The sequence below is a fragment of the Hypericibacter adhaerens genome, assembly GCF_008728835.1.
In the GTDB taxonomy this organism is placed as follows: domain Bacteria; phylum Pseudomonadota; class Alphaproteobacteria; order Dongiales; family Dongiaceae; genus Hypericibacter; species Hypericibacter adhaerens.
In genome coordinates, this window is the sequence record NZ_CP042582.1 from 5328453 (window position 1) to 5344728 (window position 16276).

Here is a 16276-nt window from a genome sequence, read left to right on the forward strand (position 1 = left end):
CGGGAAGCCGGAGCCGCCGCGGTTGCCTCCGCGGCGGCTCCGTTTCTCGGGCTCGAGGTTACTGCGCCGAGGTGATCTCGGTCACGGCGCGGGTATAGTCCTTCTGCGCCTTGCCGAGGTCGCGCAGCTGCTCTTCCTTCATCAGGTCGGCGGGCGCGATGCCGATATTGGGATATTGCTCGATCAGCTTGGGATCGAGCCCTTCCATCGCCTTCTGGTTCGGCACCTTGTAGAGGATGTTCTCCGCCACCCAGCGATGAACCTCCGGCCGCAGCACATAGTTGATGAAGGCCATGGCAGCGTCCTTGTGCTCGGAGGCGGCGGTCACGACCATGGTATCGACCCACATGTCGCTGCCTTCCTTCGGGATCACGAACTTGATCGCCGGGTTCTCGGCGATGCCGTAATTGCACCAGCCGTCCCAGGCATGGACCAGCACCGCCTCGCTCGAGACCAGCTTCGAGTAGAAGGTGGTGTCGTCATAGGCGAGCAGGTTCTTCTTGGCCTCGATCAGGAGCGCCTTGGTCTTGGCGATCTCGTCCGCGTCGGTGGTGTTGACCGAATAGCCCAGCGCCTTCTCGCCCGCCGCCATCAGCCAGCGGTCGGTCGCGAGCATGGTGATCCGGCCCTTGAGGTCGGCCGAGGGCTTCAGCAGGTCCATCCAGCTCGTGGGCGCCGCCTTCACCAGGTCCGAACGGTAGCAGAGCCCGGTCGTGCCCCAGGCATAGGGCACCGAATGGGCGTTGCCCGGGTCGTAGGCAAGGGTGCGCGCCTCAGGATAGAGGTTGGCGAGATTGGGGATCTTGCCGGCGTCGAGCGGCGCGATCAGCTTCAGGTTCTGCAGCGCCTCGACGAAGGGGCTGGAGACGAAGAGCACGTCATAGCCCTTGCCGCCGCCGGCCACGACCTTGCCCATGATCTCTTCGTTGGTGGCATGGACCGACATCTCGGCCTCGATGCCGGTCTCCTTGGTGAAATTGGCCAGGAGATCGGCCGGCATGTAGCCGTCCCAGTTGGAGATGACGATCTTCTCGGCCGAAGCGTGGCCGCTGCCCAGCAGCAGGCCACAGGCGAAAGCAAGGCCGATCGCGGCCCTGCGGGTCAGGCGCAGTGTCATGAAAACGCTCCCCGTTATGCATCCGAACGAGGCCAGGTTGCGGAGATTTCCGGTCCCGGCCGTGGATTGGCAGTCCTTGCGAGGCCGCCATCATCCAAGGCGGATCGCCCCGGGGTCAATCCACCTTGGGAGATAGGCCACCTTGGGAGATAGGACAGCCTTACGACGGGGAATCGGTGCGGCTTGGCCGGACGGTCAGCCTGCCTGCCTCGCCCTCACGCTTCGGACGCCGCCCCCGACCAGGGCGAGGCGATATCGGCCATGCCGCGATTGCGGCCCTTGGCCGGATCCCGCATGACCGCGTTGGGCGAGGCGAACAGCACCGGGTGCAGGTCGAGCGCCCCGCGCCGGACGGTGAGGCTGCGGTCGATCGCGGCCGCGACCTCAGCCGGCAGGCGCTCGTCCAGCGTGACGCCGGCGCCGCTGGCATCGAGGCGCGGGCAATGGAACGCCGCCTCCAGATCCATGCCGAAATCGACCAGGAAGGACAGGACCTGGGTCACGGCGGGCAGGATGCGCCGGCCGCCCGAGGCGCCCAGCGCCGCCCAGGGCTGTCCGGCCTTGCGCAGGATCGTCGGCACCATGTTGGAGAGCGGCCGCTTGCCCGGTGCGATCGAGTTCGGCCGGCCCGGGGTCGGGTCGAACCACATGATGCCGTTGTTGAGCAGGACGCCCGTCTCCTCGAGCAGGACCTTCGAGCCGAAGCGCGACAGCAGGGTCTGGGTCAGCGCCACCATATTGCCGTGGCGGTCCACCACCGAGAGATGGGTGGTGCAGGAGGCGTTGCCGGGATCGCGACGGGCGGCGCCGTCGCCCGCATCGCCCATGGTCTGGAACCGCTCGCGATAGGCGCGGTCGAGGGCCGAGGCATAGGCGCGGTAGGTCTCGGGCCCCGGCGCCGAGGGCGCGAACCCTTCGATATCCTCGCTCAGCAGCGCCAGGCTGCGGGCGAGCGTGGGGCCCGCGGTCAGGCCCGGCGGCGCGAACACCTCGATGTCGCGATAGGCGATGGGGAGCGCCGGCAGGATGCGCGCGCGGTAGCCGGCGAGATCGGCCAGCGAGAGCTTGCCGCCGAGCTTCTGCAGCTCGGCCACGAGGGCCCGCGCCGTCTCGCCCTCGTAGAACTCGCGCGCCCCCGCCTTGGCGATGCGGCGCAGCGTGACGTCGAGCTGGCCCAGCCCCAGGCGCGGCGGCGGTCCTTCGGCCGCGGCGGGCGCCGGCGGCAGGCCGCCCGGCAGATAGACCCGGCGCGCGCCCGCATTCTCCGCGAGCTCGCGCGCCGCCACGCCGATCGAGAGCATCGCATACCAGTCGATCGGCAGGCCGGTCTGGGCGAGGCCGATGGCGGGCTCGAGCAGCCGCGCCCAGGGCCGCGTCGCGAAGGCCTCATGGGCGGCCCGCATCCCTTCCACATAGCCCGGCACGGCGACCGAGAGCGGTCCCTTGACGTTGCGGTCGCCCTTGACCGCGGGCCAATCGAACAGTGCCTGGGTGGTGCCGCCGGTCAGCGGATAATCGGCCGGATCGAGCGCCTGGGGCGCCACCATGCCGAACTCGACGCACTGCACCTCTTTGGCGCCCGCCATCGCCACCAGCATGTAGCCGCCACCGCCGATGCCGCTCATCCAGGGTTCGAGCACGCCGACCGCGAAGCCGGCCGCGATCGCGGCATCGACCGCATTGCCGCCCTCGGCCAGCACCGCGGCACCGGCCCGCGCCGCGGTCAGGCTCTGCGACACGACGATGCCGCCGTCGCTCGTCACCGCCTTCTTCACAAAGCTGCCGGCGGGGCGAAAGGAATCGGTCATGGGACATCCTTGGGGCTCTGGGGAAATGCGGGCGACAGGGTAGCGCCCCACGCCGCGAAAACCAGCCCGAGGATCTGAAGTCTGCTACAGCTTTCGCGCCAGCTCGCCGACGACCTGGACCGGCGCGAAGACCGGCGAATAGGGTGGCGCGTAGGCGAGATCGAGCTCCGCCAGATCGTCCGCCGTGAGCTTCGCCCAGATGGCGGTGGCGGCGATGTCGATATATTTATCGACGCCGTCCGGCCCCACGGCCTCCGCCCCCAGGAGACGCCCGTCCCGCCGGTCCACCAGCAGCCAGCCGTCGAGCATCCGGGAATTGGGCATGTAGCGGGCCCGGCTCGGCATCTGGGCATGGACCGGGACCGGATCGAATCCGCTCCGCCGCGCCTGCTCGGCCGAGAGCCCGGTGCGCGCCACCGCCAGGTCGAAGACCTTGAAGATCGCGGTGCCGAGAACGCCGGGAAAGCGCGCCTGACCGCCGGCGAGGTTGGTGCCGGCGACCCGGCCCTGGCGATTGGCGATATCGCCCAGCGGATACCAGACGGGCTTGCCGGAGACGACGTGACGCGCCTCCGCGCAATCCCCGGCGGCATAGGCACCCGCGATGCCGGTGCGCATCGCGGCGTCGACCGCGATGGCACCCGTTTCCCCGAGCTTCACGCCCGCGGCGGCGGCCAGATCGGTCCGCGGCCGGACGCCGACTGCCATCAGCACGTGATCGGCGGGGAGAACGATCCCGTCCGAGAGCCTGACACCCTCCTTGCCGACCTGCGCCACCGACGCGCCGAGCACCACCTCGACGCCATGCTTGGCGAGATGCTCGCCCACGATACCGGCGACAGCGGGATCGAAGGCGGGCAGCAGCCGGGGCATCGCCTCGACGAGCGTCACCCTGAACCCGCGATGGCGCAGGGTTTCGGCCATTTCCAGGCCGATATAACCGCCGCCGACGATGACGGCGCGTCCGGGCGGCGAGAGCAAGGGCTGCAGCCGGTCCGCATCATGGAGGCTGCGCAGCGGCAGCACCGGCGGCGCGTCCGTCGTCACCGTGATCGGCGGCATGAAGGCCTGGGCGCCGGTCGCGAACAGGATCAGGTCGAAGGGCTCGGCCGACCGGCTGCCGGTGTCGAGCGCGGTCAGATGCGCGCGCCGCGCGTCGAGATTCACCTCGTCGACGCGATGGCGGACCCGGAGATCGATCCCGTCGGCGCGGAAACGCTCGACGCTGCGCGCGATCAGCTTATCGCGCGGGATCGCCGCCGGATCGCCCAACCAGTAGGGAAGGCCGCAGGCGGAATAGGAAACCTCGGGCTCGTCCTGCAGGACCAGGATGTCGAGCTCCGGCCGCCGCCGCCGGGCTGTGGCGGCGGCCTTCATCCCGGCGGCGACCCCGCCGACGATCAGGACCCGCGTCACGATCGGCCGGCCCCTTACTGGCCGTGCTTCGCCCAATGGGCCCCGAAGATCGTCTCGGGCGTGATGGCCCGGGGCTTCAGCGGCCGCGAGACCCAGGTCAGGTTCATAAAATGCCGGGCGCTGACATTCTCGGTCGTGATGTTGCCGCCCCAGCTGCCGCAGGCGAGCGATAGCGTGTAGGGCATGCCGTTGCGCAGGCTGCCGGCGCCCTCGTTCAGGTTCTGGTTGACCATGACCCGCGCCGTCTTGGTGCGCGTGGCGAGCGCCTCGATATGGGCCTCGTTCGTGGTGTGGATGCCGCAGGTATGGCCCAGCCCCTGATAGCCGATGATGCGGTTGACCCAGTCGATGGCGCCGCCGATCCCGCCCTGATAGCGATAGAGCGCCAGCACCACCGACAGCTTCTCGCCGGAGAACGGGTGATCCGGCCCCGCGCCGTCCTCCTCGACGATGAGGAAGCTGCGGTCCTCGGGCAGCGCGAAGCCCGCCAGCTCGGCGATCCGTCCCGCCGGCTTCGCCACCACGTCGATGGTGGGGATATGGCCGCCATCCGGCCACATCGCCCGCGCCAGGCGCGCCTTCTGCTCCGGCGTGCAGAGATGGCCGCCGGCGGCGATCAGCTTGTCGCGCAAGCTGTCATAGATCCGGGCCTCGGCCACCACCGCATTGTCGGCGAGGCAGCTCGTGGCATAGTCGAAGGTCTTGGCCCGCGCGATCATCAGGGCCGCGTCGTCGAGATCGGCCGTCTCGTCGACGACATGGACGGAATTGCCCACGCCGACGCCATAGGCCGGCGTGCCCGAGCTGTAGGCGGCCTTGACCATGGCGGCACCGCCGGTGGCGACGACGAGATCCGAGAGCCGCATCAGCGCCTCCGTCTTGGCGATCGAGGGCTGCTCGATGACCTGGATCAGGTCCTCCGGCGCGCCCACGCTGCGGCAACCCTGGCGCATCGCCTCGACCACCGCGATCGAGGTCCGCTTGGTGCGGGGATGCGGCGAGACGACGATGGCGTTGCGGGCCTTGAGCGCGCCCAGCGCCTTCACCGGCGGGGTCGCATCGGGGCCGGTGGTGGGAATGAGCGCCGCGATCACGCCGACCGGCTTGGCGATCTTGACCAGGCCTTTCTCCGGGATCTCCTCCACCACCCCGCAGGTCTTGATGCTGGCCATATCCGCCAGCGTTCCCATGACGCGGTTCTCGAACTTGGCGATCTTGTCCTGATAGCGGCCGAAGCCGCCCTCATCGACGGCCAGACGCGCGAGCGCCTCCCGGTTCTTGAACACCTGCCAGCCCACGGCGGTCACGAGCGCATCGGCCTCTGCCTGGCCATAGTTCTGGATCGCCTGCTGGGCACGGCGCGCGCGGGCGACCATGGCGGCGATCTCGGCTTGCGCTTCCTCCGGCGTCTGCTTGGCCGGCTTGTCGAGCTTGGCGGTGACGGCGCTCATGGGGTGTTTCCTTTCAGGGTCCGTGGTGAGCCAGGGTCAGGGATGGGAGGCAATCGCGGCGGCTGCCGGCGTCGTGGCGGACGCCCGCATGCGCAGATCGACGATGGCGAGACCGTCGGGCGTGGCGATGACCGGATTGGCATCCAGCTCTTCGAGCCAGGCGGCGCCGGCGACCCAGCGCGACAGCGCGGCGATGAGGCGGGCCAGCGCTTGGCGATCGATGGCCGGCCGGCCGCGCCCGCCCTCCAGCAGGGATCGGCCCTTCAGCCCGTCCAGCATGGCGAGCGCCTCGGCCTCGTCGACGGGCGCCAGGCGCAGGGCGACATCGTTCAGGGCCTCGACCCAGATGCCGCCGAGGCCGGCCATGATCACGGGCCCGAAATTGGCGTCGCGCCGAGCACCCAGAACGAGCTCGATCCCCGGACGTGCCTGGCGCTGCAGCAGCACCGTGGACGTTCCCAGCCGTGCGGCGACCTGGTCATAGGCCGCACCCACGGAATCGGGCGTGGCGAGGCCGAGATGCACGCCGCCGCTGTCGGACTTGTGGATCAGGCCGGCCCGCTCCGCCTTCAGCACGACCGGCAGGCCCAGCGCCTCGGCGCCCGCGATCGCGTCGCGGCGCGAACGCGCCAGTTTCCAAGGAACGACCGGAAGGCCGGCCTCGGCGAAAAGCCCGAAGGCCTGATCGGAAGACAGCCAACCGCCCTCGCCCACCGTCCGGGGACGGGCGACCGGGCGGTCGACCGCCGGCCGCGCCGGCGCCCTGGCGACAGGCCGGGTCAGCGCGAGAAGCTGGGCGGTTCGCGCCGGCCAGCCATGGCAGGGAATGCCGGCCGCGAGCAGCCGCTGCCGGTTCTCCGCGGCGGTGGCCGGCGCCACCCAGCAGACATGGACCGGTTTCTTCGAGCCGCGCGCGCGGGCTGCGGCGACGGCGGCGATGACGCGGTCCGTCACCTCCGGCATCAGCGCCGAGCGCTGCAGCAGCACCGGCACGACGCCGTCCACCTCGTCGCTCTCCAGCAGGGCCTCCAGGCTGATGCCGTACATCTCGGGGAAGCGGCGCCATTCGGTGGTCACGTCGACGGGATTGGCCGCCGAGCCATAGGCGGGCAGCGCGGGACGGATCGCCGATTGCAGCGCTTCCGACAGGCCCGGCACCCGCAGGCCCTGCGCTTCCATGAGATCGGCGAGCTCGACGCCGGTGCCGCCGGAATTGGTGATGACGGCGATCCGCCGGCCGGTCAGCGGCGGCTGGCGGTCGAGCGTCGCAGCGAGATCGAGCAGCGTCAGCCCGTCTTCCACCAGATGGATGCCGGCCTGGCGCAAGGCCGTCAGCGTCACGGCGGTATCGGTGGCGAGGGCCGCGGTGTGGCTCGCGGCCGCGCGCCGGCCTGCCTCCCCGCGCCCCGTCTTCAGGACGACGATCGGCTTGCGCGGGGCGATCTCCGCGGCCGCCTCGAAGAAGCGGCGGCCATCGCCGATCGATTCGAGCAGCATGGCGATGACCCGCGTCTCCGGATCGCGGCCGAAGGCGCGGAGCATGTCGGTCTCGTCGATGTCGGCCTTGTTGCCGCAGGCGACCACGCGGGAGAAGCCGATGAGATCCTCCTGGGAGCGCGTGAAGGCCGCCATGCCGTAGGCGCCGCTCTGGGTATAGAGCGCGATGCCGCCCCGCGCCGGCATGCCCAGCCCGAGCGAGGCGTTGAGGCCTGCGGACGCGCTGATGACGCCGAAGCAGTTGGGGCCGACGATGCGCACGCCCCCGGCCCGCGCCGCCTCGAGCGTGCGCCGCTCGAGCGCCTGGCCCCCGGCCCCGGTCTCGGCGAAGCCGCCGCTGATGATGACGGCGAGAGGCACCGCCGCCTTGGCGCAATCGGCGAGGATCGCCGGCGCCTCGGCTGGCGGCGCCACGATCACGGCGAGATCGGCGCCGCCGGGAATGGCGGCGAGGCTCGGATAGCCGGGCCGGCCCAGGATCTCCGTCAGCTTCGGATGCACCGCGACGACCTCGCCGCGAAAGCCGGAATCGGCTGCGGTGAGGTTCTGCATGAAGAGATGGCCGAGCTTGCCCGGGGTCGCCGAGGCGCCGACCAGGGCGACGCGGCGCGGCGCGAACAGCGCTCGCTCCCAATCGCTCACGGTGCCCCGTCCCGGCCCACGAACAGGCTCGGCGCCCCGCCGCTATGGAGGAACAGCAGCGTCTCGTCCTCGCGGTAGCGCCCGCCCGCCGCCAGGGCGCGATAACCGGCAAGCGCCTTCGCCGTATAGGTCGGATCGAGCAGGACCCCCTCGTGGCGGGCGGCCAGCGCCAGGACGCTCTCGCCCTCGGGCGAGGGGATGCCGTAGCCGGCGCCGATGAAGCCGTCATGGATCGTCACGTCACCCGGCGCGAGGGACCATCGCTGTCCGAGCCGTTCCGCGGCTTCGGTGGCCAGGGCCGCGACGCGCTGGCGGGCTTCCACGGCCGGCCGGCTGACGGTCACGCCCTCGACGCGCCATCGCACGCCGCAGAGATGCGAGCCCAGAAGCCAGCCGGCCATGGTACCGCCCGAACCCACCGCCATCAGGACGCAATCGGGGTCGATCCCGGTCTCGGCGCATTGCGCCATGACCTCCGCCACGGCCAGCACATGGCCGATCGCGCCCAGCGCGCAGGCCCCGCCGCGCGGAACGACATAAGGACGGCCGCCTTCCGCCTGAATCCGCCGGGCTTCCGCGTCGAGGGCACGATCGACGGAGCTGCGGTCGCTCTCGCCGGTGAAGCGGGTCTCCGCACCCCACAGCACACTCAGCCGGTGATTGCCTTCGAGCCGCGCCGGCGCCGTGCCCCAATAGACGGCGACCATCCGCAGGCCGGCGAAGCTCGCCGCCGCCGCCGTCGCCCGCACATGGTTCGACAGCGGCCCGGCGCCGGTCACCACCGTGTCGGCGCCGGTCTCGAGGGCGTCGGCGATGATGAGCTCGAGGCCGCGAACCTTGTTGCCGCCGAAGCCGAAAGGGATGAGATCGTCGCGCTTCATCCAGAGCGAAGGCCCGCCCAGCGCATGGCCCAGCGCCGGCACCGGCAAGAGCGGCGTCGGCGCGGGGATCAGCGCCAGCCGCGGCAGCTCGCGCGGGTCGGCGACCTGCTCGAGCGGCTTCGATGCCCTCACCGCTCGCTCCCCAGCACCTGATCCACCAAGGCCCCGCATTGAGCCGTCCGCGAGGTGGCGTCGAACAGGCGGTCGATCTCCCCCCGCGACAGATGCGCGGAGATCTCGGGATCGGCTTCGACCGCCTGACGGAGCGGGCGCCCGGCGCGCGCCGCTTCGGTGGCGGCGCGATGCATGAGCCGGTGCGCCGTCTGCTTGCCCAGCTTGGCGGCCAGCGTCAGCATGACGGCTTCCGAATAGATATGGCCGTTGGAGGCTTCGAGGTTGCGGCGCATGCGCTCGCCGCGCACCTCGAGATGCTCGAGCAGCGTGGCGGTCAGGCTCAGCGCTTTGGCCGCCGCGAGCGTCAGCTCCGGCACCGCATGCCACTCGATCTTCCAGGAACGCCCGTCGCGCTCATGGGCATGGGGCAGGCTTTCCAGCAGCGCGCCGGCATTGGCGCGGACCACGCGGGAGAGCGTGCCGATATGTTCCGAGAGCTCGGGGTTGCGCTTGTGCGGCATGGTGATGGAGCCGATCTGCTCGGTCGTGGCGCCCTCGCCCAGCTCGCCGATCTCGTCGCGCTGCAGCGAATAGACCTCGTGGCCGATACGGTCGGCGGTGCCCGACGCCAGCGCCAGAACCTGAGCCCATTCGACCAGCACGTCCCGGCTCGCGGTCCAGGAGGTCGCGGGCGGACGCAGCCCGAGCCGGGTACAGAAGGCGCGCTGGACCTCGAGCGCCCGAGGCCCCAGGGCCGACAGGCTGCCCACCCCGCCGCAAAGCTGGCCGATATCCATGCGCTGCGCGGTCTCGTCGAAGCGCTGGCGGTGGCGGCGCAGCTCCGCGAGCCAGCCGGCCGCCTTGAAGCCGAAGGTGATGGGCAACCCCTGCTGGCCATGGGTGCGCCCGGCCATCACGGTATCGCGATGCTCGCGGGCGAGCCGGGTGGCGGCGGCGATGGCGCGATCGAGATCGGTGAGGATGAGGCCGCGCGCCTCGCGCAGCGCCAGCATCAGCCAGGTATCAGTGATGTCCTGGACCGTGGCGCCGAAATAGAACCATTCGCCGGCGGCCGCCGGGCAGCGCCGCCGCATCGCCTCGATCAGGCCGGCCGTCGAATGGCCGCTCGCCTCGTAGCCGGCGCGGTATTCGGCGAAGAACGCGTCGTCGAGCTCGACCGTCCGGCAGGTGGCGGCGACCTGCCGGGCGCTTTCGGCCGGGATCAGGCCGAACTCGCCCTGAACCTCCGCCAGCACGGCGAGGATCTCGAGCCAGCGCCGCGTGCGCGGGACGTCGTCGAAGATCTGGCGCAGCGCCGGCGTCGACCAGGCGCCGCCATAGACGCGCGAGCCGAAGGACCAGCCCGTCATCGGCCGCCCGCTCCCATCGCTTCGGCTTCGGTCAGCAGGCGCCGCCGGGCGGCCTCCTGGGCCGACCGCGCCTCTTCCAGCCAGCGCCGACAGGGCGTGAGCGCGTCGCCCAGCTCGCGCAGCGCCGCCGCCAGCTCTTCCGGCGCGGCACCGCCGACGTCCTGGCGCGCCGTCACGCCGGCCCAGGGATCGAGAGCCGCCTCGAGAAAGCCGTCCGGCAGCCGCGAGGCTTCGAGCCCCGCTTCCGCGCAGGCCGCCCGCAGCTTGTCGAGGGTCAGGCTCGACAGGCTGCGGCCTTCCGCTTCCAGCCGGCGGACCAGCCCGCCCACCAGGCGATGCGCCGCCCGGTAGTCGAGCCGAAGCGCGAGGCAGAGGCGCTCGGCCAGATCGGTGGCGCAGGCCGTGCCGTCGCTCAGCGCCAGCTCGGCCTGGTCGCTCTCGAAGGTGAGCTCCTCGACGATCTCGGCCATCAAGCTTGCCGCCTGCGCCACGCTGCGCAGCGCCGCCGGCACCGCCTCGTAGGGCAGCATCCGGTTGTCCATCTGGCCCGAGGGCGTGCGGCCGCTGGCGGCGACACCGGCCTGCTCGCCGATCAGCCGGTTGGCGAGGCCGCGCAGATAGGACAGCGCGAAGGGGTTGCGCTTCTGCGGCATGATCTTGCTGGCGCGCGCGTGCCGGTCCGCGACTCTCACGAGACCGAACTCGGCGGTGGCGAAGATCATCAGATCCTCGGCCAGGCGGTCGAGCCCGACGGCGGCGGCCACGGCGAGCCCCATGGCCTCGATCGCGAGGTCGGGCTGCCACATCGCGTCGCGCGCATGGCGCACCGGCGCCGCGAAGCCGAGACGGCGGGCCTGCGCCGCGCGATCCTGGAGCGCGACCGAGCCGTTGCTGCTGCCGCAACCCGCGGGACAGCGATCGATGCGCTCGTAAAGCGCCTTCACCCGCTCCAGGTCGCGCAGCGCCGGCCAGGCGAAGGCGGAGAGATAATGGCCCAAGGTGGTCGGCTGGGCGATCTGCAGATAGGTATAGTCGGGCATCAGGCTGTGGCTGTGGCGCGACGCGACTGTCGCGACCGACTGGCCGAAATCGAGCAGGGCCGCGCCGAGCTCGAGCAGCCGGTCGCGCAGCAGAAGATGAAAGGCCGTGGTCAGTGCTTCGCGGCGCGCCCGCGCGGTGCCGAGCCATCCCGCCGCCGCCGTCCGCCGGGCCAGCCAGGCTTCCCGGTTCGTGTAGAGATCGCCCAGCGCCGCCTCGGGCGTGAAGGCCGTGCCGGAGCGGTGCAGCTCCAGCAGGGCCTGGACGAGCGCGCGCGCGGCCCCGGGGGGAATGACGCCCTGCTCGCTCAAGGTCAGGCAATGGGCGAGATCGACCAGGCCGAGAGGATCGAAGAATTCGGCTTGTCCGGCGAGCTCGGCGGCAAAGATGGCGGTGAGACCCGCCGACGGCGGCTCGGCGAGGCGCCCGCCGATCTCGAGCACCGATTCCATCGAGCCCGCCCGCGGCTCAGCCATGGCCCGGCGGCTCCCGGATGACAATTCCATCGACGGGAGGAGGCTCGGCGGGCTCGGTCTGGGCGGGATTCCAATGGCCGCTCCTCTGTTCCCGCGTCGCGATCTGCGTCAGCGTCTCGTAGCGCAGGCCCGATCGCAGCGCCTCCAGCGCCAGGGTCTCGCGGGCTGCGATATTGCCGAGATTGACGTTGGCGCCGAAGCGCCCCACCAGCGCCGCCTGCTGGTCCTTGCGCGGCGCCTCCCAGACCAGGCGATCGATGGCGGGACCGACGCGCCGTGTCACGTCCTCCAGGAAATCGCCGCGCAGCGCGCCGCTGTCGTCATAGATCCCGATGCCGCGGCCCGATTCGCGCGCCTCGACGATCACCCAGGCGGCACCCCATTCGATATCCTTGAGCGCCTGCTCCGCGAGCGTGCCGGCATCCGGCTGCTGCGCGGGGTCCTTCTTGCCCACCTCCGTGATGGCGACCAGCCCGGCATCGCAGGCGCAGGCGATCACCCGTTTCCGGCGGTCGGGCGGCAGGCTGATGGTGCCGTCCGAGATCTCGACCGCGCGGAAGCCCAGCTCGCGCGCCCGGCGCATATAGACCCGGCAATGCTGCTGGACGATCGCCGCCTCCAGCAGCGTGCCGCCCGGATAGGTCAGGACATCGTGCTCCGCCAGCAGCTCGAGCTTCTGCCGGAGCAGCGGCAGCGACATCAGCGCCGAGGTGCCGAAGGCGAACTTCCAATGATCGATATGCGGGGCCGCGAGCTCCAGCATGTCGGCCGTCTCCATGCGGCCGAGGCCCGTATCGATCACCATGGTGATGCCGTGCGCGCGCGGGCGCTGCAGCCGCCGGTCGACGGCGGCATCCAATCCCCACACGCCCTGCCAGGGACGTTCCGGTCTAGACAACACGACGCACCAGCTCCTGGAGGGCTTTCTCGACCATGGCGAAATCCGATCCCCAGGGCACCGTGACGACATTGCCCTGGCATTCGGTGTTGAACTCGAGCAGGCAGCATTTGAGGATGGTGAGCTCGTTGCGCGCGCCGGCGATGGCGCGAGGGCACATCTCGATGCGCGGCGGCTCGTCGCCGTAATAGTGGCGATGGAACTGCAGGCTGCGCTCGCAGCCGATCAGCACCCAGTCCTCCCGCTGCGCCGGCCGCTCGTCGAGAAAATGCAGCGGCGCCCCCAGATCGTCCAAGCCGCCGGAGCGGCAGGGAACGAGGAAGGCCTTCGGATGGGTCGTCGCGGCCAGGTCGCGCAGCTCGATGCGCTCGAGCTCGAGCCGGATCGGCGGCAGGTCCGCATAGGTGAGGACATGCTCGATCAGATGGAACAGCTTGGGCGGTTCCGGCGGCGCTACCTCGACCACCCGGATCACCAGGGGATCGGGATGATGGATGAAATTCACATGGTCGTATTTGCCCTGGCAGATGAGCGTGCCGTCAGGTCCGACCCCGCTGCGGGCGGCAAGAGCCGCCAGCGCCGAGCGGTTGGCGCAGTCGGTCTCCGGATCGGTGACGAAGCGGCAGCTCTCGGGCAGGGCCAGCACCTCGACATGCTCGATCGGCGCGAACAGCGCCTCCCGGTTCGTGGCGCCGATGGCGACCAGCGCGTAAGCGTCGTTCGCCCCGCGCAGCACGATCACGTTGGTCCGCCGGTAGGCCTCGCGGCCCAGCAGATGCGCCGTGATGGCCGCCTGCGTCATCGCGCCCTCATAGGGCTGCACGCTGACGCCGCGATAGGGCAGCTCCACGACATTGCGGCGATCGCGGAGCGAGGGCCATTTCGGTCCGTCGGCGGCGTCCGCCGCCGGGCGGGAAGGCATCCGCAATGTGGGCCGGCGCGCGGACATCACGCCACCGCGAAGCGCCGGCCGCGATCGTCGGGCCGGATTTCATGCTCGTGAACCCGCAGCGGATCGAGACGGCGAATGAGCGCCACGGTCTCGCGGTCCGGCGCCGGCAGGACCGCCACGGGCCCGGCGGTCCGGACCTCGAAGCCGGTGTTCTCCCGGACCTCCTCGACCGTGATGTCCGGGTAGAGGGCCTGAAGCCGGGCATGACCTTCGGGGTCGAAATCGAACAGGCCGAGATCGGTCACCAGCCATTCGGGTCCCTGGCCGCGATGGCCCAGCTCGCGCCGGTCGCGGCCATCGGCGGTGCGATGACCGAGATTGGTGACGAAGTCGCAGACCTCGACCAGGCGGAAGCGCCGCTTCCCTGCGGAATCCGGCGGCGAACGGTGCCCCGTCGTCCAGAGCGTCAGATGCTGCACGTCGCAGGAGAGGTTGCAGCCCCCGCCGCCGCCCGGCAGCTTGAGCGCGAGCTTGCTCTTCCCCAGCCGCGTGACGTTGCAATTGCCCCATTTGTCGATCTGCAGGCCGGAGAGGAACATGCGTCCCATGCGTCCGGCGGCGGCCAGGTCGAACAGCTCCTCGATGTCGAGGGAGGACGAGGCGCCGCGATCCATGACCCAGTCGTTCGAGGTGGGGGCCAGAAAGGGAGGATCGGGATCCACGCCATAGGTGGCGCCGGCGATCAGCACCATGTTCGGCGCGTGGGTCCGCTTGGCGACATGCATGGCGAGCTGGACGAGCGGCGATCCGAAGCCATGGAAGGCGAGCTTCCCGTCCTCGATGGTGCGCGCGATGGCGGCGATCATGAATTCGCCCAGGCTGCAATCGTGGATCACGCCGTCACCTCTTCGCGATAGAGGGACATCCAGGCCGCTTCGCCCGCGGACCACGAGGCCAGGCGCCGGCGCGTGGCCTCGCCGATGCGCGCCAGATAGGCGGCATGATCGGGACAGCCATGGACGAAGGGCTGGAGATAGTCGGCCGAGAAACGCTCGGGGCCCCCGCGGGCCGCCTCGTAATAGAGCGCCGTGTGCGGCCGGTCATAGGCATAGAACGGGTAGCAGGCCGTGGGATGGGCGCCCAGGGGCAGCTCCGCCAGGGCGGTGACGTAGAAATAGGGGATCGTGATGCCGCCCAGCTCGATCAGCCGCTCGGTGGACACGATCGTCTCCACCGAGGCGATCACCGATCGCGACGCCTTGGCGAAGAGCAGGTCCATCACCGGCGGACCCTCGATGCGCAGGTTCCCCTGGGCGTCCCCGTACTGGGCATGGAGGATGGCCACGTCCGGTGCCAGCGCCGGCACCAGCAGCAACTCCTGGCCGGTGTAGGGACAAGTGATCGTCTTGTATTCCGGGTGAAGCTCGGGAAAGGAGGTGCCGCGCACGGAGCGGACCGGCATGAAAGGCAGCCCGAGCACGGCCGCGCGGAGCTGCTGGACCAGCGTGTAGCAGCAGCTGTCGTCGACCTTGACCTCGCCGCTCTCGCAGGCGCGCCGATAGTTGGGCGCGATCCCGAAATCCTGCTCGAACCCGACATAGCTTTCGGAGGAGCAGGAGACGGCACCGCCGCCGCACAGCAGGTCGATATCGATGCCATGGGCCGAGCCGACCGCGCGCAGGCCGCGGATGCGCCGGCGCAGGAGGGCGCGCAGGATCGCCATCGGCTCGCGCGAGGAGAGCCCGCCGCCCACGGCGATCATGTCGCCGTCCTTGACCAGCGCCGCGAGGTCTTCCAGCCGCGTCCGCTTGTCGGGGCGCGTATGGATCCCGTCGTCCCGGCGCGGCCCCTCCCGATGCGGCGTGCGAGGGTCGTTCATATCGCGGTCATGCCCCCATCCACGGCGAAGGCGGCACCGGAGACGAAGGCGGCCTGGTCGCTCAGGAGGAAGACGACCGCTTCGGCGATGTCCTCGGGGTTGCCGAAACGCCCGATCGGGTATTTCGCCAGGCGCCGTGCCTGGGTTTCCGGGCTGGTATCGCTGCCCAGGAGCTGCTGGCCCATGCCGGTGGAAGCGACGGTGCCGGGGCAGACGGCATTGACCCGCACGCCCTTGCCCGAATAGTCCGCCGCCATCTGGCGCGTGAGGTTCACGATGGCGCCCTTGGCCGCGCAGTAGGCGGCCATGGTCGGGATGCCGACGACACCGGCGACCGATCCGAAATTGACGATCGAGCCCTTGCGCCGCGCCAGCATGCCGGGCAGCACCGCCTTCGAGGCGAGGAAGGTGCCGGTCACGTTCACCGCCATGATCCGGTCCCAGGCCTTGGGATCGGCCTCGTGGACGGAGCCGAAGCCCGCGATGCCGGCATTGTTGACGAGGCCCGAGAGCGGGCCGACGGCCTGCCCCGCCGAGTCGAGCGCGGCGGCGATGCCGGCGGCGTTGGTCACGTCGGCGCCGAAGCCGGCCGCCTCGTGTCCCTGCTTGCGCAAGGCGCCGGCCGAGCGACCCGCCAGATCGCCGTCGAGATCGATCAGCGCGACCTTGGCGCCTTCCCGCACGGCCGCGTTGGCCACGGCCAATCCGATTCCCGCGGCACCGCCGGTGATGGCGATGACCTGTCCTTTCAACCGATCCGACATGGGCGTCCTTTCATGGTGCCGAGCTTTTCCGAA

The 16276-nt window shown here is 70.7% G+C and carries 13 protein-coding genes; all 13 read right to left on the reverse strand.

Annotated elements, in window-relative coordinates:
• Window positions 1-58: 58 nt before the first annotated feature.
• Entirely contained in the window at window positions 59-1117 is a 1059-nt protein-coding gene (locus tag FRZ61_RS23845) for a polyamine ABC transporter substrate-binding protein (protein ID WP_151120110.1), read from the reverse strand.
• Window positions 1118-1332: 215 nt separating this feature from the next.
• Entirely contained in the window at window positions 1333-2925 is a 1593-nt protein-coding gene (locus FRZ61_RS23850) for a gamma-glutamyltransferase family protein (RefSeq protein ID WP_151120111.1), read from the reverse strand.
• An 84-nt stretch (window positions 2926-3009) separates the two neighbouring features.
• The gene (locus tag FRZ61_RS23855; protein ID WP_151120112.1) at window positions 3010-4341 is read right to left on the reverse strand and encodes an FAD-dependent oxidoreductase; all 1332 of its coding nucleotides are present in this window, start codon (window positions 4339-4341) and stop codon (window positions 3010-3012) included.
• 14 nt (window positions 4342-4355) lie between these two features.
• A complete protein-coding gene (locus FRZ61_RS23860) occupies window positions 4356-5792 on the reverse strand; it encodes an aldehyde dehydrogenase family protein (RefSeq protein WP_151120113.1) in 1437 nt (478 codons plus the stop codon).
• A 36-nt stretch (window positions 5793-5828) separates the two neighbouring features.
• Entirely contained in the window at window positions 5829-7931 is a 2103-nt protein-coding gene (locus FRZ61_RS23865) for an acetate--CoA ligase family protein (protein ID WP_225308977.1), read from the reverse strand.
• Window positions 7928-8944, reverse strand: coding sequence for a coenzyme M biosynthesis enzyme XcbE (gene xcbE / locus FRZ61_RS23870; RefSeq protein WP_225308978.1), 1017 nt, complete (start codon window positions 8942-8944; stop codon window positions 7928-7930). Before xcbE ends, FRZ61_RS23865 begins: the two co-directional genes overlap by 4 nt.
• Window positions 8941-10296, reverse strand: a complete 1356-nt coding sequence (xcbD, locus tag FRZ61_RS23875) for a 3-sulfopropionylcysteine synthase XcbD (RefSeq protein ID WP_151120115.1) — start codon at window positions 10294-10296, stop codon at window positions 8941-8943. Before xcbD ends, xcbE begins: the two co-directional genes overlap by 4 nt.
• Entirely contained in the window at window positions 10293-11810 is a 1518-nt protein-coding gene (gene xcbC / locus FRZ61_RS23880; protein ID WP_151120116.1) for a 2-phosphosulfolactate phosphatase XcbC, read from the reverse strand. Before xcbC ends, xcbD begins: the two co-directional genes overlap by 4 nt.
• On the reverse strand, window positions 11803-12711 hold the full coding sequence (gene comA, locus FRZ61_RS23885) for a phosphosulfolactate synthase (protein ID WP_318526351.1): 909 nt from the start codon (window positions 12709-12711) through the stop codon (window positions 11803-11805). The genes xcbC and comA overlap by 8 nt, the downstream gene beginning before the upstream one ends.
• On the reverse strand, window positions 12701-13630 hold the full coding sequence (locus tag FRZ61_RS23890; RefSeq protein ID WP_151120118.1) for a DUF7714 family protein: 930 nt from the start codon (window positions 13628-13630) through the stop codon (window positions 12701-12703). Before FRZ61_RS23890 ends, comA begins: the two co-directional genes overlap by 11 nt.
• A gap of 26 nt (window positions 13631-13656) precedes the next feature.
• Window positions 13657-14496: a CoA-transferase subunit beta gene (locus FRZ61_RS23895; RefSeq protein ID WP_151120119.1), complete on the reverse strand. Its 840-nt coding sequence runs from the start codon at window positions 14494-14496 to the stop codon at window positions 13657-13659.
• Window positions 14493-15479 (reverse strand): CoA transferase subunit A, encoded by a 987-nt coding sequence (locus tag FRZ61_RS23900; RefSeq protein ID WP_151120120.1) that lies wholly within the window; start codon window positions 15477-15479, stop codon window positions 14493-14495. Before FRZ61_RS23900 ends, FRZ61_RS23895 begins: the two co-directional genes overlap by 4 nt.
• Window positions 15476-16243, reverse strand: coding sequence for an SDR family NAD(P)-dependent oxidoreductase (locus tag FRZ61_RS23905; RefSeq protein WP_151120121.1), 768 nt, complete (start codon window positions 16241-16243; stop codon window positions 15476-15478). The genes FRZ61_RS23900 and FRZ61_RS23905 overlap by 4 nt, the downstream gene beginning before the upstream one ends.
• Window positions 16244-16276: the final 33 nt, after the last annotated feature.